Source organism: Gordonia sp. PDNC005 (assembly GCF_016919385.1).
Classification (GTDB): Bacteria; Actinomycetota; Actinomycetes; order Mycobacteriales; family Mycobacteriaceae; genus Gordonia.
In genome coordinates this window covers 987,989-1,010,277 of record NZ_CP070351.1, presented here as the reverse complement: position 1 = coordinate 1,010,277, position 22,289 = coordinate 987,989, and the positions used below count along the sequence as shown (strand labels likewise).

Below are 22,289 nucleotides of genomic sequence, written 5' to 3'. Positions count from 1 at the left end.
CCTCTGCAGTGGAGCCGCGGGAACACACGGCACACCGAATCGAAGGGACAGCTCAGCACGTGGATCAACGACGCGAAGACGCCCGGGACACACCGTCCCGAGACGACGCGCGCCCTCGACCCCACGACGGGTCGCGCCCTGAACGACGGCGGCCCGCACCGGTCGACACCGGCGCGAAACGTCGTCGGACATCCGAGGAGATCCACACTCGTCCCCGTCGGCGTCCCACCGCAGAACATGCGGGGCGCAAACCCAAGAGTTCCGACGCCCGAGATCCCGCGCCGAAGAAGACTCCTCCCGGATCGTTCCGCGACGCGGTCACGACGTGGGCCACTCGACCGGTTGCAGGGGTGAAACCGAAGCACATCGGGCGGTCATTCGTCGCACTGCTCACCGTGATCGTGCTGGGAGTGACAGGGTTCGGCTGGAGCCGCGTCAATTCGCTGAACTCTGCCGTGACACTTCTGGACGACATCGAACTCGGTAAGGGCGGTGACGACGGCGCGATCGACGTGCTTCTGGTCGGCACCGACTCGCGCACCGACGCCAAAGGCAACCCGCTCTCCGACGAGGAGCTCAAGTGGCTTCGGGTGGCGGGCGACATCACAACGAGCACCGACACCATCCTCCTGATCCGCATCCCGACCGATGGATCCGCCGCCACCGCGGTGTCGATTCCTCGCGACTCCTACGTGGAGGTCCCGGGATTGGGAAAGAGCAAGATCAACGCGGCCTACGGCGCCACCCGCGAGGAGGTCCGCATCCGCGAAGTCGAGTCGGGCTCCTCGGAGGAGGCAGCTGAGGCCGCAGGCGCGAAAGCGGGCCGACAGGCCCTCATCGACTCGGTCGCGAACCTGACCGGGGTCACCGTCGACCACTACGCCGAAGTCGGCCTTCTCGGCTTCGCCTTGCTCACCGACGCGGTCGGAGGCGTCGAAGTCTGCCTCAAGAACCGGGTCAACGAACCGTTCTCGGGTGCGCGCTTCCGCAAGGGACGCCAGACGCTGAGCGGTCCGGAAGCTCTCAGTTTCGTCCGGCAGCGCCACGATCTCCCGCGCGGCGACCTCGATCGCATCACTCGCCAGCAGGTGTACATGGCGTCGCTGGCCCAGAAGATCCTGTCGTCGCAGACACTCACCGACCCCGGCAAGCTCGGCGAACTGCAGGACGCCGTCTCGCGGTCGGTGATGATCGACGACGGCTGGAACATCATCAGCTTCGCCGAGCAGCTGAAGGACCTCTCCGGCGGCAACGTGAAGTTCACGACCATACCGATCGCCGACGATCAAGCGTGGAGCGACGACGGCACTCAGAGTGTTCTGGGCGTCGACACCGATGCGGTGCACACGTACATCAGCAAGCTTCTCGGTCGGACGTCTCCGTCGACGCCCTCGAACCCGCGCAACGGCGTGAAGGTGGACGTGGTGAACGCCGGCACAGTAGACGGCCTGGCGTCGAACGTCGCGGGCGTCCTGGGAAGGCTCGGGTACTCCAAGGGTGCGACGTCGTCCAAGCCGATCAACGAGTTCGACTCGATCGTGTTCGCGAACTCCACTGACAGCGACGCCGCCAAACAACTCGTCAAAGACCTCGGCGGAAACATCGAGATCCGTGAGGACTCGTCCCTCGGCGACGACCAGCTTCGGGCCGTGCTGACCAACACGTACGCCGGTGCCGGATCCATCGTGCAGACCGGCGACCAGGGGCAGGACGACCAGTCCGCGTCACCGACCACGTCGTCGACGGCGAACACCAGCCCCGTGATCAAGGCCGACACCGACGGGCCGGTCTGCGTCAACTGACGGGCGTCCACCAAGATGGTGGCATGACCGACACCGTCACCGGACTCGTTCTCGCACGCATCACCGACTACGCGCGGCCGATGTTCACCTTCTATGACGAGGGCACAGGCGAGCGCACCGAGCTGTCCGGCGCCACGCTCGGCAATTGGGCCGCGAAGATCGCCAACTATCTGAGGGACGAGATCGGCGTGACCCCCGGCGACGCCGTGCGCGTTGACCTCCCGGAACATTGGCAGACCGCCGCAGTCCTCCTCGGTGCGTGGTGGGCCGGCGCGCACGTCCTCATCGGAGACGCCGACGGCGAGCCGCTCGTGGCGTTCGTGACCCGCGACGGAATGGACGCCCACGACGCAGACGAGATCGTGGTCGTACCTCTCGATCCGTTCGCGATGGGCGTCCGCGATCTGCCCATCGGAGTCAGCGACTTCGGCGACGCCGTCAGGACTCACGGCGACCAGTACCGTCCCGCCGGGGCCGGTCCCCTCGCCGTCGACGATCGGACGACCAAGTCCGTCGCGTCGGCCCCGACGCCCGTCTCCGAAGGACAACGCGTGGTGTCGACACGATCGTGGTCCACCGCCGACGGGATCGTCGACAACTTCGCCGCACCGCTTCTCGCGGGAGCGTCTCTGGTCTGGGTGCGCGGCGCCGACGACGCACGCCTCACCGACATCGCCTCCACCGAGAAGGCCGACGTCACCCTCACGTAGCGCATTCGGTGAGTAACGTGGTCGCATGACGCTGCTCGGATACCAGATCCCGAACTTCACCTACCCCGACATTCCCGCGGAGGAACTGTTCGCGACAATCGTCGCGCAGGCCGTCGAAGCCGAAGAATCGGGTTTCGACACCGTGTTCGTGATGGACCACTTCTATCAGTTGCCGATGATCGGGACACCCGACCAGGAGATGATCGAGTGCTACACGCTGCTGTCGGCGCTCGCTCAGCACACGTCGAAGGTTCGACTGTCCGCACTGGTCACCGGTAACACCTACCGTGAGCCTGCGCTCCTCGCAAAGACTGTGACCGGACTCGACGTCGTGTCCGGCGGCCGCGCTCAGCTCGGTATCGGGGCCGGATGGTTCGAGCACGAGCACGACGCACTCGGGTTCACCTTCGGCACGTTCACGGATCGATTCGAACGACTCGAGGAGTCGCTTCAGATCGTGCTCGGCATGCTGCGCGGTGAGCGCCCGTCGCTCGACGGCAAGTGGTACACCGTCCGCGATGCGATCAACTCACCTGCTCCCCTCTCCCGCATCCCGGTGATGATCGGCGGTGGCGGCGAACGTAAGACGCTGCGAATGGTCGCGCAGTACGCCGACGAGTCGAATCTGATCTGCGCACCGGAGGACATCGGACGCAAACTCACTGCGCTGGACGAACACTGTGATCGCCTCGGACGAGATCGGTCCGAGATCACTGTCAGCCTGCAGACGTACGCCTGCATCGCGCCGACGCACGACCAGGCCGTGGCCGAGGCCGACGCATTCATCGAACGCACTCCGCAGGCCGCTCCGCGCCGCGCGGGAATGATCGTCGGCGACCCCGACGAGGTCCACGCACGATTCGAGGCGTTGAAGGAGTCCGGCGTCGACGGCTTCTCGGTCAACTTGATGGCGAACGGTCACGTTCCGGGCCGTGTCAGTCTGCTCGGCGAGACTCTTGCTCCGATCGTGACCTGAGCTGGTCCCCTTGCGCTGAATTCACTCGATGGCACGAACCTGAGACTTCCAGGAGCAGTGCCACGGCGCGGCTCGTAAAGTGTGTCGGAGGCTCGGGTCCGTCCGAACCGCGACTCCCTCCCTCCAGAAAGTCCACGTTCGTGATGTTGCGCCGTGCTGTGAACCCCCGTTCGGACGCGTTCGTGTCCGCATTCGTCGACGCCGGCCGCTGGTACAAGGCGGAGATCGCGATCATCATGTTCGGCGCCGTCGGTGGGCTGTACATGTTCGAACGGCTGTTGTTCGACGACCCGGCGCCGATGGTCAACTCGTGGCCGTCGGTGGTGATCGGTTTTGGGCTCGCCAACGTGCTCAGACTGGCCAGCTGCCTCAGGTGGGCAGTCCCGACCTGGTCCACGGCGCTCTTCATCACATCCGTGTACATCGACGTCGTGTGGCTCATGGTCATTCGGGCCGTAGCGGTGAACGGCGGACATGACGTTCTGCCGATCATCGTGCCGGTCGCGTTTCTCGCCAGCCTGCTCATCGTCCACATTCGCTACGTGATTCTGGTACCTGCGATGCTGACAGGATTCGTCATGATCGCGGCCGTCGAACTGACCGCTGTTCCGAGCAGCGGGCCGGGCATGTTCGACCTCATGACCAGTGGCGCCATCATTGTGGTCCCGTTGATCTCCGCGAGGTTCCACGAACGGCAGACCCGCCTCACTTGGGAACGCGAGCGTCGACTCGATGAACTCTCGACGACAGACGCGCTGACCGGTCTGGCCAACCGGCGGGCTTTCGACTCCCGCATCGCAGACGCGCTGGCCCAGGACTCGCCGGTCGCTCTCGCGGTTCTCGACGTCGACGAGTTCAAGGTCCTCAACGACACCCTCGGACACGCCGCAGGCGACGACACACTCCGGGCGATCGGACAGTTCTTGACCGACTCGATCACCGATGAGCGGGTGCTGGCGGCACGCCTATCCGGCGAAGAGTTCGCCGTGGTGTGGTCCGGCTCGGATCGGTCGGCCGCCATCGACGACGCCGAGCGTCTCCGACGCGGAATCGGCGCGTTGGGCTTACCGTCGGGTCGGGTCGGCGTGGGAGTCACGGTGTCGGCCGGTGTCGTCTGGTTGGCACCGTCTTCCCCCGACGACCCCGATCGCGACGTCGACACTGCGCTCCAGGCGGCGGATCAGGCACTCTACGGCGCCAAGCGAGCCGGACGCGATCGGCTCGTGATCTCCGAGGCGCCCACGAACGGCTCGGTCTCACGACGGCAGGATCCGATCGACCACAAGCGTTCCCGGGCTCTCTGGCCGTCGGCGATCGAGGAGTCTCTCGGTGAACACGACGGATCGTTCCTCGCCGATTTCGACGCGTCGGGTCACCGCGCGCGACGCGTGATCATGGCGGGAGTGTTCGTGATCGATCTCGTGGTGCTCGCCGCTGCCGGACGGGCACTCCCGATGCCTGACTACAGCCTCACCGTGAGCCGATGGTTCATCGCGGCAGGACTGATTCCACTCGCCGTGATCGCTGTCGTGTGGTCGACGGCGCCCGCGCTCCGCCCTCGGTCCGGCGCGGTCCAAGTGTGCTGTGTCATCGCCATCGTGGCTTTGCAGACCACGTTGCGTGTGTTTCCGATGCCCGCGGTGGACGACCTTCTCACCGTGCTGATGCCGATCTCGGTGATCCTGAGCCTCGGAGTTGTGCAGATCCGCTTCCGATGGATGCTCCCGACGATGGTCGGGCTCTTCTCCCTGGTCACCATTGCCGAAGTGGTGGCGTTCGGCATCAACGGCGAACGGATTCTGACACTTCTTGCGGCGTCGAGCATGGTGGCCGTCGTGATTCAGGCGGCCTACCGACTCCAGGCAGTCGCCTACCGCAACTGGCAGCGGTCGCACGAGCTCCGGATCGCGGCTCGGGTCGACGCGCTGACCGGTCTGCCCAACCGCCGGCAGTTCACCGAGAACCTGGAACTACTCCTGCGCGAGTTGCCCGACGCCTCCGTCGCCGCAGTCATGCTCGACGTCGACTATCTGAAGCAGTACAACGACGCCTACGGGCATCCGGCGGGCGACCGTTGCCTTCAGCGGATCGCCACTGCGGTGGCCGCTGTCAACCCATCGGAGACGGCGACGCTGTACCGATTCGGCGGAGAAGAGTTCGCTGCACTGATCACCACCGGAACCATCACCGACGCCGAGGCCACCGCACAGGCGATGGTGGATGCTGTCGCTGCCGAAGGCATCGAATCGGCCGATCCGGATAGGCCGGTCACTGTTTCTGCCGGACTGGCCGTGGCCTGCCAGGACGACGATCTGAGCGCACTGATGGCCCGCGCCGACGCAGCCCTCTACAACGCAAAACGCACCGGCCGGAATCGTCTCGTTCTCGACCTGACTGGTCTGTCCGAGACGTCCGGCCGGTGCGTGTGAGCGAACCGACCGCCTCGCTCCTGGAGCGAGGCGGAGTTCCGGCCCCTGAGCCGGCGGCCGTCGCCACCCCTGAGAGAGGCGAACTCCCCAGGGGCAGCGGGAGGGTCAGCCGCGCAGGAGTGCGCGAGCCATGACCATGCGCTGGACCTGGTTGGTGCCCTCGTAGATCTGGGTGATCTTGGCGTCGCGCATCATGCGCTCCACCGGGAAGTCGGTGGTGTAACCAGCGCCGCCGAACAGCTGAACAGCATCGGTGGTGACCTCCATCGCGACATCGGACGCCAGGCACTTCGAGGCCGACGAGATGAATCCGAGCTGACCCTGGCCGCGCTCGGCGCGCGATGCGGCCGAGTACACCATCAGGCGAGCGGCTTCGACCTTCATGGCCATGTCGGCGATCATGAACTCGACGCCCTGGAACTGGCTGATCGTCTTACCGAACTGCTTGCGCTCCTTGACGTACGCGATCGCGGCGTCGAGGGCGCCCTGCGCAACGCCGACGGCCTGTGCGCCGATGGTCGGGCGGGTGTGGTCGAGGGTCGCGAGGGCGGTCTTGAAGCCGGTGCCCTCATCCCCGATGATCCGGTCCTCGGGGATGGTGCAGTTCTCGAAGTACAGTTCGGCGGTGGGGCTGCCCTTGATGCCGAGCTTGTGCTCGAGCGGTCCGACGGTGAAGCCCTCGTCGTCCTTGTGGACCATGAACGCGGAGATGCCGTTGGCGCCCTTGTCGGGGTCGGTGACGGCCATGACCGTGTACCACGCAGACTGTCCACCGTTGGTGATCCAGCACTTGGAACCGTTGAGGACCCAGCTGTCGCCGTCCTTGCGGGCGCGGGTCTTCATCGACGCCGCATCCGACCCGGCCTCACGCTCGGACAGTGCGTACGAGGCCATCGCCTCGCCCGACGCGATCGACGGGAGGACCTTCGCCTTGAGCTCGTCGGAGCCCGACAGGATCAGCCCCATGGTGCCGAGCTTGTTGACGGCCGGGATCAGCGACGCGGAGACGTCGACGCGTGCGACCTCCTCGATGACGATGCAGGCGGCGAGCGAGTCGGCGCCCTGGCCTTCGAACTGCTCCGGCACGTGCACGGCGTTGAAACCGTTGGCGACGAGAGCTGCTCGAGCCTCCTCGGGGAAGCGGGCCTTCTCGTCGACCTCCTTGGCGTAGGGGGCGATCTCCTTCTCGCTCAGAGCGCGAATGGCCTCACGGAGTGCCTCGTGCTCCTCCGGCAGCTGGAACAGATCAAAATCGGGATTGCCGAACTTGCCCATCGTGGTGACTCCTTTACTGACACCCAGTGTCACCGAGTGCCGTTGTCTTGGTTCTGGTTGAGTTCATCACGGCACTGCGTGCCACGTCAATCGTTTCCGAACGATGTCGGCTATCTCATCCGGGCTGAGGTCAGCACCGTGCGTGACGACTGTGACCGCTGTGGCCTCTGCACGCGCGCGAGGTTGTGTCGTCGCGTGGATTCGGCGGAGTTCGTCATGCAGCACATCCGCCGTCGCAGCCGAATCCCCACGCACCATCTGCCGGAGAAGATGGTTGTGCGCGCCGGTCACCGCGGCCGCGTACGCCACCACCCGCACCCGGGGGACGTCGGGCATCCGCCGACGCAGCGACTCCTCGAACAACCGCTGGTAACGGTACGTGGTGACGAGTTCGCGGTCACGCAGGGCGGGGACTTGCGCGACGACCCGATACCGCCCGACCGCCAGGTCACGGTGATCGGCGAAATGGGCGAAGACCTCCTCCGCCGCCGCGCACACCGCCCACCAGGGATCGTCGTCGTTCACCTCGAGCCGTGACGCGACCCTGGCCAGCAGCTCTTCGTGGTCGGCGAAGATCAAGTCCTCTTTCGACCTGAACTGTCGGAACAATGTCCGCCGCGACACGCCCGCGGCAGCGGCGACCGCGTCGACCGGCGTGGCCTCGTACCCGTGTTCGGCGAACAGGCGGATGGATTCGGCCACCACCTGCATGCGGAAGCCGACCGGATCGCCGTCCGCGGCGTCTGCGCTCATGCGTCCAGTATCGGAACCCCTCATCGATGAGGCAAGCTGGTGGGGTGAAGATTCCCCGCGCAGTGGCGCACGCGAACAAGGTCGTCACCAACCCGATTCAGGGCCTCTGGGCTGGGCGTATCGCCCCGTGGGCCGTCGTCGAACACGTGGGACGGAAGTCGAACAAGTCGTACTCGACGCCCGTGCTCGCGTTTGTCGACGATGATCGCATCAGCATCGTGCTGCCCTACGGCGCCGACGCGGACTGGGTGCGCAACGTGCTCGCCGCCGGTCGCTTCACTCTCGTGCGGGGTGGCGACCGACTCGACGTGGCAGGCGCGCGGGTGCTTCCGTCCGACTCCCCCGACGTCGTCAAGTCCGCCCGCATCCCGGCAATGGTCGCCGATTCCGTCCTGTATGGACGCATCGCGTGATGAGTGGTCTCGACTCGTTCGAACGCCACGAGTTCACCAACGACGGCATCACCCATCACTACTACCGCAGCGGATCGGGTCCGGCCGTCATCGTCATCCCCGAAGTGCCCGGTGTGACGCCGAAAGTCGTCGAGTTCGCTCAGCGAGTCGTGGACGCGGGGTTCACCGTGTTCATGCCCTCACTGTTTGGAATCGACGGCGTTGGCATCATGCCCGACGGCATCCGCGGCATCGGACCGTCGCTCGCGACCTCAGTCGGCACACTGACCAAGGTCTGCGTCAGCCGTGAGTTCACGATCTTCGCCACCGGTCGCAGTTCACGGGTGGTCACCTGGCTGCGGGCGCTGGCGCGAGTCGCGCACGACGAATGCGGCGGCCCCGGCGTCGGCGCGATCGGGATGTGCGTCAGCGGCGGTTTCGCCCTCAGCATGGCCATCGACGAGCGGATGCTGGCACCCGTCCTGTCGCAGCCCTCGCTTCCCCTCGGCATCTCCCCGACCCGCCGCAAGAACATCGACATCTCCCCCGGCGACCTGGCATGCGTCCGCGACCGGTGTGCCAAGGAGGGCCTCGAGGTGATGGGTGCTCGATTCACCGGTGACATGCTCGTCCCTAGCGACCGTTTCGCCTTCCTTCGAGAACAACTCGGCGACGCCTTCATCGGTGTTGAGCTTCCCGACTCCGCGGCCAACCCCGACGCTCTGCTCCCGCCCCATTCGGTCGTGACCGAGCACCTGGTGGACAAACCGGGTGAACCGACCCGCGACACACTCGATCAGATCATCGCGTTCTTCCAGCGGAAGCTGACAGCCGTATGACCTCGGTCGACGCCTCTGTCCTCGACGACCCATTCACCGAGGCGCTCGCGGGGCCCCAGAGCCACTTCGCCCGCAGACTCGGGCGGATCTCGACTTTCGACCCGGAGGTCTCCGTCTTCTACGGGCATCCTCGCGAGATGACCGACCAGGACTACTCCGACATGGCGACCCTGACCGGGATGGGCAGGACCGCGTCACTGCGAGACCGCCGAACCCCGCTGCCCGCGCGGGGTCTTCGGTTGGTGGACAAGTTCGACCTCGTCCAGTACGACGGATCGAACGTCACGCCGGCACACGATCCCGAGATGCTTGTTCTCGGGCCGTCCGACATCGCCGAGATGACCGCGCTCGTCGAACTGACCAAGCCCGGCCCCTTCCTGCCGCGAACCATCGAGATGGGTACGTATCTCGGGTGGCGAGACGCCGACGGACGCCTCATGGCTATGGCAGGCCAGCGTCGCCACCTCCCCGGATGGACCGAGATCAGTGCGGTCTGCACCCACCCCGAGGCTCGGGGACGAGGCCTTGCACGTCGTCTGGTGGCGGCCGTTGCGGACGTGATCGTCGACGAAGGCGACCGGCCGTTCCTGCACACCACCGCCGACAATCCCGCGGCGCGACTGTATGAATCGATGGGGTTCGTCCTGCGCAGCGAAGTCGACCTGGAGATCGTTCGAGTGACGGGAGATTGACCGTGTACAGCTTCACCGACGACCTCCGCGTGCCGATCGTCGGTGCGCCGATGGCAGGCGGAACCAGCACACCGGCGTTGACCGCTGCTGTGTCGGAGGCAGGCGGTTTCGGATTCCACGGAGGCGCGTATGTCTCACCGGAGACTCTTCGCGCGGATGTGCGTTCGATCCGCGAACTCACCGATCAGCCGTTCGGCGTCAACCTTTTCGTTCCCGAGCAGGTCGACGTCGACGACCTGGAGTTCGCCGCGTACCGAGAGCGCCTCACGCCGCTCGCCGAGCGCGCGGGCGTCGACCTGCCCGAGTCTGTGCCGTTCACCGACGACGCGTTCGACGCCAAGATCGACGTGCTGATCGCCGAGCGGGTACCCGTCGTGTCGTTCACGTTCGGATTGCCCGACCGGAACACGATCGACCGACTGCACGACGCGGAGATCGCGGCCTCGTCGACAGTGACCAGCATCGACGAAGCCCACACGGCAACAGAACGCGGCGTCGACTCGCTCTGCGCACAGGGCTTCTCCGCAGGCGGACACCGCGCGATGTTCCGGATCCACGACGCCGACCCGCAGGTGGACACACTCGATCTCGTCCGGGCCGTCGTGCCACTCGGTCTCCCCGTCGTCGGGGCAGGCGGAGTCGCCACACCGCTCGACGTCGAGGCGATCCTCGAGGCGGGCGCCGTCGCCGCACAGGTCGGCACCTTGCTTCTCCGCACACCGGAAGCGGGCACACGGCAGGCGCACAAGGACGCCCTCGCCGATCCGCGTTTCACTCGGACCGTCACCACGCGCGCCTACTCGGGGCGGCTTGCACGCGGCCTGGAGAATGACTTCATCCGAACCAATGACGGCCACGCACCGCTGGCATATCCGCAGGTGAATACCCTCACAGGCGGGATTCGCAAAGCCTCGGAGTCAGATGCCGACGTGATCAACCTGTGGGCGGGTTCCGGATTCCGAGAGGCTCGCGCCGTGTCCGTCGCCGAGGTGATCAGCGGGCTGACCCCTCAGGCTCCGAACAGGTTCGGTCAGTAGCCTCGGCCGGGGTCTGTCGACAAGCCGGACCTCGCCGACACCGAAGGGACCCCCGATGACGCTGACGCAGCCACCACGCCACGCCATCATCGACGACGACGAGCACGACGAGATCCACACCGCCGCGCTCGAGTCGGACGACGAGCCCGCCGACGGGCCCGTCCCCTCCCGGCGGACTGCGACGCGTGTACTCGCACCCGTTGTCGCGTGCGCGGCTGTTCTCCTCACCGGAGTGGTCGCAGGCGGATTCGTCTTCCTCAACACGGCGCCCGCGGTGCGTCCCCCGGCCGTGAACCTCAGCCCGGACGATGTCGAGTCTGCGCAGGAGTCGGTGTCGTCGGCGAAGATGATGATCGACATGCTGTCCACCGCAGTCTCCAGCGGAACCGCGGGCATCGACAAGGTCGTCTCGAGCATCGAGCCGACGTTCGCGTCGATCAACACGGCAGCATCGGCGGCCGACCAGATGGCCGCGGGCTTGGCCGCAGCTCCCGATCTGCAGGCCGCGGCGGCGCGGATCACCGAGCTCGGGTCGAGCGTGTCCAGCGGACTCGGCGAAGCTCAGAAGCTCGCGGCCTCGGCAAAAGACGTCGACGACCTCGTCACACCGATCATCGACGGTCTCTCCCGCAGCGACGTCCCCGGCGCCGACAAGACCATCTCCCAGCTGAAGTCACTTCAGGTCGCGAGCCGCGACATAGCGTCCTCGCTCGGAGATCTCGGTGGACTCCGCGGCGAGCTCGATCGGACGACCGCAGCGGCCGGCCCGGCCGCGCGAGAGATCGACGGAGCCCTCGCTCAGGCGCGGACCGCCGCCACCGAACTCAAAGACGGTCTGACCAGACTCGCATCGGCCAAGGGTGACACCGAGAAGGCCGCCGACTCGTTGTCGTCCGGCATCACGCAGCTCAAGGGCGCCCTGTCACTCGTCTCGAACAATCTCTCGTCCGCCGACGAATCGTTGATGTCCGACGAGTCGCAGCAGCCCGCGTACGTGTTCGACCATGCGAATCGCATCGGACGCGGGATCGTCACCGGCGCTTCGACTGCTCTCGGGCTCCTCCTGGTCGGCGTCGTCACCTGGGTTGTCGTTCGACGCCGACGCCGGACCGCCTGAGGTCAGTCTTCGAGAAGAGTGCGGCGCAGGTTCTCGTCCTTCTCCAGCACCATCTGCTCAAGCCCCGCCTGGAACGACGTCATCGCGGACTGCAGCGACGGGTCGGCTGCGCCGAGGATGCGGACCGCGAGCAGACCCGCGTTGCGGGCGCCGCCGATGGAGACTGTGGCGACCGGCACGCCCGCGGGCATCTGGACGATCGACAGCAGCGAATCCATGCCGTCGAGGTACTTCAGCGGCACTGGGACACCGATGACCGGCAGAGGGGTCGCCGACGCCACCATTCCCGGCAGGTGCGCCGCCCCTCCTGCACCGGCGATGATCACGGAGATTCCGCGTCCGGCCGCATCCTTCGCGTAGTCGAGCATGCGCTGCGGCGTGCGATGCGCTGACACGACGCCCACCTCGAACGGCACGCCGAACTCGGCCAGCGCCTCGGCCGCCGCCTCCATCGTCGGCCAGTCCGAGTCGCTGCCCATGATCAGGCCGACGCGGGGTCCTGCGGTCATGTCGATTCTCCGTTTCACTTCAGGTATGTCGTAAAAATGCTCCCCATACGGCCTGATCGGCCTATATGGAGGCATTCAGCCCGTATAGGTGACGATTCTACGAACGAGTTCAGTCGTGTGGGTTCCAGCCGTCGGTCCAGACCGCGTGACTCATCCAGTGCGCGGCACGCTCTGCGCGCTCACGAACGGTCTCGACGCCCTCCCCGACACGTCCGACGACGTTGATGTGTCCGACCTTGCGGTCGGGGCGCTCACCCTTGCCGTACATGTGGACCTTCGCATCGGGCATACGCGCGAACAGGTGGTGAAGACGCTCGTCGACACACATCTCCGGAGTCTCCGACGCTCCGAGCACGTTCGCCATGACAGTCACGTCCGACCGCGCCGACGTGTCGCCGAGCGGGTAGTCGAGGACGGCTCGCAGATGCTGTTCGAACTGCGAAGTCACGGCCCCGTCCATCGTCCAATGGCCGCTGTTGTGGGGACGCATCGCAAGCTCGTTGACAACGAGTTCACCGTCCTGCGTCTCGAAGAGCTCCATCGCCATCGCGCCGACCACACCGAGTTCGTCAGCGAGCCGCAACGCCATCTGCTGTGCCTTCTCTGCAACCTCCGGGTCGAGGTCGGGTGCAGGCGCGAGGACGACCGCGCATTGGCCGTTGCGCTGGACGGTCTCGACGACGGGCCAAGCCGCGCCCTGTCCGTACGGCGACCGCGCGATCATCGCCGACAGTTCGCGACGCATCGTCACCTTCTGCTCGGCCATCAGGACCGTGTCACCACCGGCCTGCGCGTCGAACACCGCGAGGGCTTCCGCCTCACCGTCGACCAGCCAGACTCCGCGGCCGTCGTAGCCACCGCGCACCGCCTTGATGACAATCGCCCAGTGATTCGCAACGCCGAACTCTACGAGTGCGGTGCGGGCTGCGGCGACGTCGCCCGACAGATCGGCGAACGCCGGAACCGGCAGACCTAGATCCGTCAGACGATTGCGCATGTCGAGCTTGTCCTGCGCAAACTGCAGAGCCTTCGACGGCGGTCGGACCGCGACACCTTCGGATTCCAGGGCGCGGAGATGTTCGAGCGGGACGCCCTCGTGATCGAACGTCAGGGCGACCGCGCCTTCTGCGGCGGTGCGCAGGTCGTCGAGTTCGTCGTGCGACCCCAGTACAACGTCGGCACTCACCTGAGCCGCCGGATCACTGGGAGACGCGGCCAGAACGCGCAGGCACTGCCCCAGTTCGATCGCTGCCTGGTGGGTCATGCGGGCCAGCTGACCACCGCCGATCATCGTGACGGTCGGCATGCCTGATTCTCCTCGACGCGGTACAGAACTCACGGCGTCCATGGTCCCATGTCCGCCTCGAAACGCCGCATCGACCGCAGGAATGTGGAGTGCGCATGAAGATTCCGTACACTCAAACGTTGTGCTGACAATCGACGGAGTGGTCTCCAAGCTGCCGGGGCCCCTTCATCGGCTCGTGCTGAAACACAACGAGCTCATCAAATTCGCGATCGTCGGCGGCACCACATTCGTCGTCGACACGATCATCTATTACACGTTGATCTTCACCGTCCTCGAGCCGAAGCCCGTTGTCGCCAGGATCATCTCCGGTGTCGTCGCGACCATTCTCAGTTACGTTCTGAACCGCGAGTGGGCGTTCAAGAACCGCGGCGGCCGTGAGAAACACCACGAGGCGATGCTGTTCTTCGGAATCAGCGGCATCGCGGTCCTCCTGACCGCGGCGCCCCTCTGGCTCGCGAACAACGTGTTCGGCATGCGCGAGAACATCAACGGCCTTGAACTGGTCGTCCTCGACTTCGTGCTCGCCTTCATCATCGGCAACTTGATCGGCATGGGTTTCCGCTTCTGGGCTCTGCGTCGGTTCGCGTTCCCCGAAGAGGAGCCGATGGGCGGCGACGGCGGGTCCACCGACATCCACCCGAACGCCGACGAACTCACCGATGAGGAACTCGGTCACGCCTGAGGGCCGGATCGTTCGGTGACGTCCTGGCGAGAGTCGGGACCACGATCGAGAAGACTGCCGGTCGTCGCAGAGTGAGGTCGAGGCGACCACCGTCTGCCTCGATGAGCGCTCTAGACAGCGACAATCCGACACCGCTGCGGCTGCCCCCGGAGAAACCGCGCCGGAACACCGAGATCGCGATGTCATCCGGGATGCCCTCCCCTTCGTCGGCCACCGTCACACGCACCATTTCGGCCGCCGGAAGATTCGACAACCGAACCGTCGTGGTCCCCGCCCCGTGCTGCAGCGAGTTGTCGATGAGCACACTCAGCGCCTCGCGCAGGCGACCGGGTTTGCCCGCGATGAGCGGAATCGCATCGACCGCCTCGGACGTCAACACACGATTGTGGGCGCGGAACGCAGGCTGGAAGTCGCCGATCAAGGTAGCGACCACCACCTCGGCATCGATCGCTCCCTTGCCTACGGAATCCTCCCGCGACGCCGCGACGAGCTCGTCCAGTTCTCGAGAGAGCCGTTCGACCTGCTCCAGTCCCGCTTCGGCCTCGACGACAACGGCCTCGTCGGCGTGCAGCGTCAACTCGTCCAACCGCAGGTGAACGGCCGTCAGCCGGCTCCGAAGCTGATGCGACACGTCACCGACGATCTCGCCTTCCCGCTCGAGCCTCAACGCGATCTCCTTGTTCGCGTCGGAGAGCGCCTCCGCGACACGATCGAGTTCGTCGATGCCGTAGCGAGGCCATTCCGACGAGAAGTCACCACGTGCCATCGCTTCGGCCCTCGCGGCGACGTCGGTGAGCGGGTCGGTCATCCGCCGTGCGGTGACCACTGCGACGATTGCGCCGCCGGACACTGCCCCGGTGATCACGACCAACAGGATTCCGATGGCAAGGAACTGCTGCGGCCGCACGTCTTCGTCCGGAATCTCGAGAGTCAGCTGTGCGCGCGGACCGAGGCTCACCGACTCGGCGATGGTGCTCCCGGCTTGCGGGTCGCCGAGCTGGCGCTCGCTGTACACGGCCGCACCGGACGGATCGATCCGCGATGTGGTGAGGGTCAGACGCCCCTCGGCCGGGATGAGGAGCCTGAACTGATCGAGGTCGAGTTGTTCCGGCGACACGCCCCGCCCCGCCGCCTCCTCCGCGATGACGTGCTCAGACATGCGTTTGAGGCTCTGCGAAAGGTTGTCGCGCGCCTCCTGCGACATCCACTGCCAGGTGAGTGCCGTCATCGGCACGCCCAGCAGGAGGCCCATCGCCGCCAGAGTGGCGATCATCATCTTGAGTATCCGGCGACGCATGGTGACGGCTTACGGGTCGAATCGGAAGCCGACGCCGCGGACGGTGACGATGTGTTTGCCGTGGCCCGGTCGGTCGTCGCCGATCTTCCGACGGATCCAGGAGATGTGCATGTCGAGGGTCTTCGACGACCGCAGATCTACCGATCCCCACACCTCGGTCATGATCTCGTCGCGAGACAGCGCCTGACCGGGTCGCGCCATCAGGAACTGCAGGAGATCGAACTCGCGGTTGGCCAGGGTCAGATCCTCCCCACGGACGACGACGCGCCGTGCCCTGGCGTCCAACTGGATGTCCCCGTAGTCGATCACAACATCGTCCGGTTCAGTCGCGCTGCGGCGCATGAGCGCTCGGACGCGTGCCAGAAGCTCGGCGAGGCGGAACGGTTTTCCGACGTAGTCGTCCGCGCCCGCGTCGAGGCCGACGACGAAGTCGACCTCGTCCGTGCGCGCGGTCAACATCAGCACCGCGAGCTGCGGACGTTCAACACGCACCCGCCTGCACACTTCGAGACCGTCGACGCCGGGCAGGCCCAGGTCGAGGATGAGCAGGGCGTACTCCTCCGACAGCGCCTTCTCCAGAGCCTCCGTGCCGGTGGGCGCGATGACGCATTCATGACCTTCGCGGGTCAACGCGCGAGCCAACGGTTCTGCGATCGCGGCGTCGTCCTCGGCCAGGAGGATCGCTCGTGCGCCCGTCACCGGCGACGACCCCTGGGGTCGTAATCATCCATCTCGCCGTCCTCCTCGTCGAGGAGCTCCTGGTACAGGAGCGCGTGAACGGCCTCGACGTTGGGGATGTCGGCGAACGACAGCGGGTCGTCGGACGCGGATTCGATCACCAAGGTGCCGGTCTTGAGCATCCGATCGATCAGTCCGTGCCGGAATTCGACCGTGTTGATCCGACGGATCGGGATGTCGATGCCCGAACGCGTGACGATTCCGTTGCGGTAGATCACTCGACGATCGGTCACGACGAAGTGCGTCGTCCGCCACGACAGCAGCGGTCGGACCAGCCAGTATCCGGTGGCCGCGAGCCACACGACGACGATGATCACGGTGAGCCACAGCTTCACACCGTCGGACATGGAGTCCGCCGTCCGCGTGTAGCCGAGAGCGACACCGGCGATCGCGGTGACCACCCAGAAGATCAGCACCGGCACGATCAGGCACTTCCAGTGCGGATGGCGGTGGATCACGACATGTTCACCGGGTGCGAGGTTCTCGCGTGGGTATCCCATGTTGTCCGAGCTTAGTGGGTCGAGCCGCTCAGCCGGGTGCGTCAGTACACTTGGGCGACTGGGAGTGACCCAGGATCTCTGTACGCGACCGGCGAAGGCTTGCATCATGACGAACTACGACCCACGCGACCCGCGGAACCGCGGCGATCAGAATCCGCAGACCCGCGCCTACAGCCAGGCGAACGATTACGGCGACTACACGCAGCCCAGGTACACCGAGCAGTACTACTCGGAACCCCAATACGCGGAACCCCAGTACGCGCAGCCGCAGTACGCCGAGCAGCCGCAGCAAAGACGACGTCCGGCACAGCGTCGAGGACCCGACGTCGATCCCGTCATGTTCTGCGGCGGTGTCCTCATGACCGGCGTCGTCACGGGCCTCGCCGCGTGGCTGGTCGGTTGGATCATCCGCACGATCACTCAGAAGGTGAACGACTCCGGCCAGTTCGGCGTGTGGAACCCGTTGTCGCAGGACGAGCTGTGGTTCGCCCTCGTCGGTTTCATCGTCGCACTGCTGGGCGGAGCCCTCTGGTATCTACTGCAGGTCGGAACCCCCGCGCCCGACCAGTTCTACCGGTGGATCGTCGGACTGCTGATCGCCTGTGCCGTCGTCATCCCGCTGACGATGTCCGCAGAGATCTCAACCGGAATCGGCACAGCGGTCATGCACCTCATCATCGGTCTCCCCGTGCTCACCCTGATCCCGACGATGGCGAACGCATCGCGACGGAAGGATCAGCGCTGACCCGGGGCCTGGCTCACACCGGGCGCAGGTGAGTGACGTCGCCCGCTGACGCGACGATCCGCTCGGACTCGGTCTGGACGATCACGCGTCCCTCGTCGTCGATGTCGACGGCGTCGCCGATCACCTCCACGTCGCCCGGAAGGATGAGACGCACGCGTTTTCCAAGGGTGGCGCTGGCGGCACGATAGTCGACGACGAGGTCGTCGATGTGCGACGGCCACGCGGAGACCCGTGTGGACAGTGCGCGCAGGTACGCTGCGGCGACTTCGGTCGGCTCGAACTCGGACGCGGAACGCGTCGAGATGCCACGGACCGACGCCGCGTTCGCCCCGGCCGCCACCTCTCGATCGACGTCGATGTTGATCCCGGTGCCGATGACCGCGACGCCGCCGCCGTCGGCGTTCGGCCGAAACTCGCAGAGGATGCCCGAAAGCTTGCCGCCGGCCTGGCCGTCGACGGACGGTGACAGGACGTCGTTCGGCCATTTCAGCTCGACGTCGACACCGGTCACCTCACTCAAGGCATCGCGCACCGCGAGGCCGGTGAGCAGCGAGAGCCAGCCGATCCGGTCGGTGTCGCCCGCGGTCACCGCGATGGCGGCCGACACCGCCAGCTGGCCGTGGGGTGTCTTCCAGACGCGCGCATGACGCCCTCGGCCCTGAGACTGGAACCCCGCGATCCGGACGGTCCCATCCAGATCTGCGCCCAGGTCCGCGGCTCGAGCGATGAGGTCGGCGTTCGTGGACCCCGTCTCGGGGACCACCTCGATCGAGGTCCAGCGGGTGCCCACGAGCTGCTCGCGGAGGGCGTTGACATCAGGCAGGTCGGTCACGATCACCAACCCTATCCGCACCCCGAGATCCGAATGTGAGGATATTCTCACATTCGATGCGGTTGACGCGGCTCACACCTTTCTCGTTAGCATCGATGTTCATGACCACTGCTTCGCGCGACGACAGCGCAGCTCCCGACATCCACACCACGGCAGGCAAGCTCGCCGACCTGCGGAATCGTCTGGCCGACGCCGAGTTCCCCGTCGGCGAGACCGCCGCCCGGAAGATCCACGCCAAGGGCAAGCTCACCGCACGTGAGCGCATCACCCATCTGCTCGACGAGGGTTCGTTTGTTGAACTCGACGCATTGGCACGCCACCGCAGCACCAACTTCGGACTCGCGGAGAAGCGTCCCGTCGGCGACGGCGTTGTTGTCGGCTACGGCACGGTCGACGGCCGTGAGGTCTGTGTGTTCAGCCAGGACGTCACCGTCTTCGGCGGCAGCCTCGGCGAGGTCTACGGCGAGAAGATCGTCAAGGTCATGGACCTCGCCCTCAAGACCGGCCGTCCGCTGGTCGGCATCAACGAAGGCGCGGGTGCACGCATCCAGGAGGGTGTCGTCTCGCTCGGCCTCTACGGCGAGATCTTCCATCGCAACGTCAAGGCGTCCGGCGTGATCCCCCAGATCTCGCTCATCATGGGCGCGGCGGCCGGCGGCCACGTGTACTCCCCCGCGCTCACCGACTTCGTCGTGATGGTCGACCAGACCAGTCAGATGTTCGTGACCGGCCCCGACGTCATCAAGACCGTCACCGGCGAAGACGTCACCATGGAGGACCTGGGCGGCGCCCACACCCACATGGCGAAGTCGGGTGTCGCGCACTACGTCGCGCAGGACGAGGAAGACGCGCTCGAGTACGTCAAGGAGCTGCTGTCGTACCTCCCGAGCAACAACCGCGCCGACGCACCGCGTCTGCCCGCGCCCGCCACCACCGGCGGCATCGAGGACAACCTCACCGAGGAAGACCTCGAACTCGACACGCTGATCCCGGATTCGCCGAACCAGCCGTACGACATGCACGAAGTGATCCGCCGGATCCTCGACGACGACGAGTTCCTCGAGGTGCAGGCCGAGCGCGCGATGAACGTCATCGTCGGCTTCGGTCGAGTCGACGGACGCAGCGTCGGCATCGTCGCCAACCAGCCCACCCAGTTCGCGGGATGCCTGGACATCGACGCATCGGAGAAGGCCGCACGCTTCGTCCGCACCTGCGACGCGTTCAACGTCCCGATCATCACCCTGGTGGACGTCCCGGGCTTCCTACCCGGCACCGATCAGGAGTACAACGGCATCATCCGCCGCGGCGCCAAGCTCCTGTACGCGTACGGCGAGGCGACGGTCGGCAAGATCACCGTCATCACCCGCAAGGCGTACGGCGGCGCATACGACGTCATGGGCTCCAAGCACATGGGCGCCGACGTCAACCTCGCGTGGCCGACCGCGCAGATCGCCGTCATGGGCGCCTCGGGCGCCGTGGGCTTCGTGTACCGCGGCAAGCTCAAGGACGCCGAGGCCAACGGCGAAGACGTCGACGCGCTGCGCCTGGAACTGCAGCAGGAGTACGAGGACACTCTCGTGAACCCGTACGTCGCCGCCGAGCGCGGTTACGTCGACGCCGTGATCCCGCCGAGCCATACGCGCGGCCAGATCGCGAACGCACTCCGTCTGCTCGAGCGCAAGCTCGTCCAGCTGCCCCCGCGCAAGCATGGGAACATCCCACTGTGACCGCCGATCAGCAGCCCGCCGACACCGCCGATGCCAAGCCGTTTCTGACGGTCGTCTCCGGCAACCCCTCCGACGAGGACGTGGCCGTTCTGGTCAGCGTCCTGTCGGCAGCGGGCGGCGGCGACTCGGACAACGGGCAGACTGTCCGCAACGACTGGGGTCGTCCGATCGACATGCACCGTCCCGCGTGGGGCATGCCGACCTCGTTCACCAACCGCGGTTGATGATCGCGACCGTTCTCGGTTCGGCGTCGCCTGCACGACTTCGTGTGCTGCGCGACGCCGGCCTGGATCCGTCCGTCCTCGTGTCGGACGTCGACGAGGAGGCGATGATCGCCGAACTCGGCGACGCGGCCCCTGAGACGGTCGTGACCACACTCGCGCAGGCCAAAGCAGAGGCGGTCGTCGCGGCGATCCTCGGCAGCTCTGATCCCACGTTCGCCTCGGCTGCCGTCGACGGCGTTGTACTGACCTGCGATTCGATGCTGTTGCTCGACGGCGAACTGTCGGGCAAGCCGCACTCCCCCGACATCGCCGTTGCGCAGTGGCGTCGCATGCGCGGCAACGTCGGGCATCTGATGACCGGCCACTGCGTGACCCGATTGCGCGACGGTGCGGTCGACGCGGTCGTCGCCGACCATCAGTCGACGACTGTCCGCTTCTCGGACATCTCCGATGAGCTGATCGAACGCTATGTCGCGACCGGCGAGCCGTTGAAGGTCGCCGGGGCGTTCACATTGGACGGCCTCGGCGGCTGGCTCCTCGACGGCATCGACGGCGACCCGTCGAGCGTGATCGGCATCAGCCTCCCGCTCACCCGCCGCCTGCTCACCCGCGTCGGTGTGAACGTCGCCGACCTCTGGCGCTGACGATGCAACTTTGGCGGCGATCTCGGGTCTGAGACCGGAAATCGCCGCCAACGTTCTGCGCGGAAGAGACGTGCTGCGTTATCAGCCGCCCAGGACGCCGGGCCAGTAGTTCTTGAGGCACGTCACCGGCTGTCCCTGGGAGGAGAAGTTCTCCATGAATCCGCGAGTCAGAGCTCGAATTCGCTCGAACGACGTGCCGTGCCCCTGGTTCGGAGCCGGATCGCCGACACTGATCACCAATGCCGCAGCCTGAGCGATCTCCTTGAGCGAGAGGTCCTTGCGGGCGAAGACCGTCGCCGCCCAATTGCCTGCGAAGCAGTCGGCGAGCAGTTCGGGGTCGTTCCCGGTCGGGAGCTGCGACTCGCTCATCTTGTACGCGTCCATCAGACGCCACATCACGTTGTGGCCGTACTCGTGGGCGATGATCGTCGCCGCAGTGAAGTCGCCGAGCATGACGCCCTTCGAACCGAGGAGCCTGCCCTGCCAGATCTCGGCGAACGTCTCGACGGGCAGGATGATCGACCCCTTCCGCTTCACACCGGCACCGTCGGGCAGCTCCTCGACCGGGCAGAAGAACGCGTTCGGGAAGTCGCTGGGCAGAGCGGGTTCGCCGGGTTCCGCACATTGGCTGGTGAACGACGAGCCCGGGGCGATGAGTTCTCGTCCAGGCGAGATGCCCTCGATGTTGAGTTCGGCGAACCATTCCTGCCAGGTGGCGTCGAGGTCGTCGAGCACCTCGGTCATGTAGGCGGGGACGGTCTCGTTCGAGTTGGCAGCGGTCACTCCGCTCGGGTCGAGCCGCTTCTGCGAATAGACGGGAAGCTCGGGACATTCGACAGCGGTGCAGCGCTTGGGCGGTTGCGGTGCGGCGCGTTTCGCCGTGCCGTCCGTGCCGCCTCCGCAGCCGGCGAGAGCGAGGACTCCGACCACGATGACGGCGACCGCAGAGGCGAGTCGGGAGGATCGTCGGCGAGACGTGGTTTGCACCTGCATGCGCAGACGCTAACACCGAGGAGTTGCCTACCGTCACCACACCGTCATTCGTGCGACCGTATGCTGGGAA

The 22,289-nt window shown here is 66.1% G+C and carries 23 protein-coding genes; 14 read left to right on the top strand and 9 right to left on the bottom strand.

Features of this window, described 5'->3' with window-relative positions; all coding sequences use genetic code 11:
* Positions 1-59 precede the first annotated feature (59 nt).
* The 4 genes from JVX90_RS04775 to JVX90_RS04760 all read left to right on the top strand — a co-directional run bounded on the left by JVX90_RS04775 (position 60) and on the right by JVX90_RS04760 (position 5,917).
* Positions 60-1,802 carry an LCP family protein gene (locus tag JVX90_RS04775; protein ID WP_205331290.1) on the top strand — a complete coding sequence of 581 codons (1,743 nt, stop codon included), beginning with the start codon at positions 60-62 and terminating at the stop codon, positions 1,800-1,802.
* A 23-nt stretch (positions 1,803-1,825) separates the two neighbouring features.
* Positions 1,826-2,512 carry a TIGR03089 family protein gene (locus JVX90_RS04770; RefSeq protein ID WP_205331289.1) on the top strand — a complete coding sequence of 229 codons (687 nt, stop codon included), beginning with the start codon at positions 1,826-1,828 and terminating at the stop codon, positions 2,510-2,512.
* A 25-nt stretch (positions 2,513-2,537) separates the two neighbouring features.
* On the top strand, positions 2,538-3,488 hold the full coding sequence (locus tag JVX90_RS04765; protein ID WP_205331288.1) for an LLM class F420-dependent oxidoreductase: 951 nt from the start codon (positions 2,538-2,540) through the stop codon (positions 3,486-3,488).
* A gap of 158 nt (positions 3,489-3,646) precedes the next feature.
* Positions 3,647-5,917, top strand: a complete 2,271-nt coding sequence (locus JVX90_RS04760) for a GGDEF domain-containing protein (protein WP_205331287.1) — start codon at positions 3,647-3,649, stop codon at positions 5,915-5,917.
* 105 nt (positions 5,918-6,022) lie between these two features.
* Here JVX90_RS04760 and JVX90_RS04755 read toward each other — a convergent pair whose 3' ends face one another.
* On the bottom strand, positions 6,023-7,192 hold the full coding sequence (locus JVX90_RS04755; protein WP_205331286.1) for an acyl-CoA dehydrogenase: 1,170 nt from the start codon (positions 7,190-7,192) through the stop codon (positions 6,023-6,025).
* Between the two features lie 66 nt (positions 7,193-7,258).
* Positions 7,259-7,945 (bottom strand): TetR/AcrR family transcriptional regulator, encoded by a 687-nt coding sequence (locus JVX90_RS04750; RefSeq protein ID WP_205331285.1) that lies wholly within the window; start codon positions 7,943-7,945, stop codon positions 7,259-7,261.
* Between the two features lie 44 nt (positions 7,946-7,989).
* Between JVX90_RS04750 and JVX90_RS04745 the strand changes: the two genes are divergently transcribed.
* Genes JVX90_RS04745 through JVX90_RS04725 form a run of 5 tightly spaced genes read left to right on the top strand, consistent with a single transcriptional unit; the run spans position 7,990 to position 12,022 of the window.
* Positions 7,990-8,358: a nitroreductase family deazaflavin-dependent oxidoreductase gene (locus tag JVX90_RS04745; RefSeq protein WP_205331284.1), complete on the top strand. Its 369-nt coding sequence runs from the start codon at positions 7,990-7,992 to the stop codon at positions 8,356-8,358.
* On the top strand, positions 8,358-9,176 hold the full coding sequence (locus JVX90_RS04740; protein WP_205331283.1) for a dienelactone hydrolase family protein: 819 nt from the start codon (positions 8,358-8,360) through the stop codon (positions 9,174-9,176). Before JVX90_RS04745 ends, JVX90_RS04740 begins: the two co-directional genes overlap by 1 nt.
* The gene (locus JVX90_RS04735) at positions 9,173-9,868 is read left to right on the top strand and encodes a GNAT family N-acetyltransferase (RefSeq protein WP_205331282.1); all 696 of its coding nucleotides are present in this window, start codon (positions 9,173-9,175) and stop codon (positions 9,866-9,868) included. Before JVX90_RS04740 ends, JVX90_RS04735 begins: the two co-directional genes overlap by 4 nt.
* Before the next feature lie 2 nt (positions 9,869-9,870).
* Positions 9,871-10,905 (top strand): nitronate monooxygenase, encoded by a 1,035-nt coding sequence (locus JVX90_RS04730; RefSeq protein WP_205331281.1) that lies wholly within the window; start codon positions 9,871-9,873, stop codon positions 10,903-10,905.
* Positions 10,906-10,960: 55 nt separating this feature from the next.
* Positions 10,961-12,022, top strand: a complete 1,062-nt coding sequence (locus JVX90_RS04725; protein ID WP_205331280.1) for a hypothetical protein — start codon at positions 10,961-10,963, stop codon at positions 12,020-12,022.
* A 2-nt stretch (positions 12,023-12,024) separates the two neighbouring features.
* On the opposite strand, the gene purE is transcribed toward JVX90_RS04725, so the two are convergent.
* Together purE and JVX90_RS04715 are read right to left on the bottom strand one after the other, a co-directional pair.
* Positions 12,025-12,531: a 5-(carboxyamino)imidazole ribonucleotide mutase gene (gene purE / locus JVX90_RS04720; protein WP_205331279.1), complete on the bottom strand. Its 507-nt coding sequence runs from the start codon at positions 12,529-12,531 to the stop codon at positions 12,025-12,027.
* A 109-nt stretch (positions 12,532-12,640) separates the two neighbouring features.
* Complete coding sequence (locus JVX90_RS04715; protein ID WP_205331278.1) at positions 12,641-13,879, bottom strand: 5-(carboxyamino)imidazole ribonucleotide synthase; 1,239 nt, start codon at positions 13,877-13,879, stop codon at positions 12,641-12,643.
* Positions 13,880-13,958: 79 nt separating this feature from the next.
* Between JVX90_RS04715 and JVX90_RS04710 the strand changes: the two genes are divergently transcribed.
* Positions 13,959-14,519 carry a GtrA family protein gene (locus JVX90_RS04710; RefSeq protein WP_205331277.1) on the top strand — a complete coding sequence of 187 codons (561 nt, stop codon included), beginning with the start codon at positions 13,959-13,961 and terminating at the stop codon, positions 14,517-14,519.
* Here JVX90_RS04710 and JVX90_RS04705 read toward each other — a convergent pair.
* From JVX90_RS04705 to JVX90_RS04695, 3 genes are read right to left on the bottom strand one after another with little or no spacing between them, the layout of a single operon-like run.
* Positions 14,491-15,816, bottom strand: a complete 1,326-nt coding sequence (locus JVX90_RS04705; RefSeq protein ID WP_205331276.1) for a HAMP domain-containing sensor histidine kinase — start codon at positions 15,814-15,816, stop codon at positions 14,491-14,493. The genes JVX90_RS04710 and JVX90_RS04705 overlap by 29 nt on opposite strands.
* 9 nt (positions 15,817-15,825) lie before the next feature.
* Positions 15,826-16,515 (bottom strand): response regulator transcription factor, encoded by a 690-nt coding sequence (locus JVX90_RS04700; RefSeq protein WP_205331275.1) that lies wholly within the window; start codon positions 16,513-16,515, stop codon positions 15,826-15,828.
* Entirely contained in the window at positions 16,512-17,054 is a 543-nt protein-coding gene (locus tag JVX90_RS04695; RefSeq protein WP_205331274.1) for a PH domain-containing protein, read from the bottom strand. Before JVX90_RS04695 ends, JVX90_RS04700 begins: the two co-directional genes overlap by 4 nt.
* A 106-nt stretch (positions 17,055-17,160) precedes the next feature.
* Between JVX90_RS04695 and JVX90_RS04690 the strand changes: the two genes are divergently transcribed.
* Positions 17,161-17,799, top strand: coding sequence for a DUF6069 family protein (locus JVX90_RS04690; RefSeq protein ID WP_205331273.1), 639 nt, complete (start codon positions 17,161-17,163; stop codon positions 17,797-17,799).
* Positions 17,800-17,812: 13 nt separating this feature from the next.
* On the opposite strand, the gene JVX90_RS04685 is transcribed toward JVX90_RS04690, so the two are convergent.
* Entirely contained in the window at positions 17,813-18,637 is an 825-nt protein-coding gene (locus JVX90_RS04685) for a biotin--[acetyl-CoA-carboxylase] ligase (RefSeq protein WP_205331272.1), read from the bottom strand.
* A gap of 95 nt (positions 18,638-18,732) precedes the next feature.
* Between JVX90_RS04685 and JVX90_RS04680 the strand changes: the two genes are divergently transcribed.
* From JVX90_RS04680 to JVX90_RS04670, 3 genes are read left to right on the top strand one after another with little or no spacing between them, the layout of a single operon-like run.
* A complete protein-coding gene (locus JVX90_RS04680; protein ID WP_205331271.1) occupies positions 18,733-20,358 on the top strand; it encodes an acyl-CoA carboxylase subunit beta in 1,626 nt (541 codons plus the stop codon).
* Positions 20,355-20,582, top strand: coding sequence for an acyl-CoA carboxylase subunit epsilon (locus JVX90_RS04675; RefSeq protein ID WP_205331270.1), 228 nt, complete (start codon positions 20,355-20,357; stop codon positions 20,580-20,582). Before JVX90_RS04680 ends, JVX90_RS04675 begins: the two co-directional genes overlap by 4 nt.
* Positions 20,582-21,226, top strand: coding sequence for a nucleoside triphosphate pyrophosphatase (locus JVX90_RS04670; protein WP_205331269.1), 645 nt, complete (start codon positions 20,582-20,584; stop codon positions 21,224-21,226). Before JVX90_RS04675 ends, JVX90_RS04670 begins: the two co-directional genes overlap by 1 nt.
* 81 nt (positions 21,227-21,307) lie before the next feature.
* Here JVX90_RS04670 and JVX90_RS04665 read toward each other — a convergent pair whose 3' ends face one another.
* A complete protein-coding gene (locus JVX90_RS04665; RefSeq protein ID WP_205331268.1) occupies positions 21,308-22,219 on the bottom strand; it encodes a neutral zinc metallopeptidase in 912 nt (303 codons plus the stop codon).
* Between the last annotated feature and the right edge of the window lie 70 nt (positions 22,220-22,289).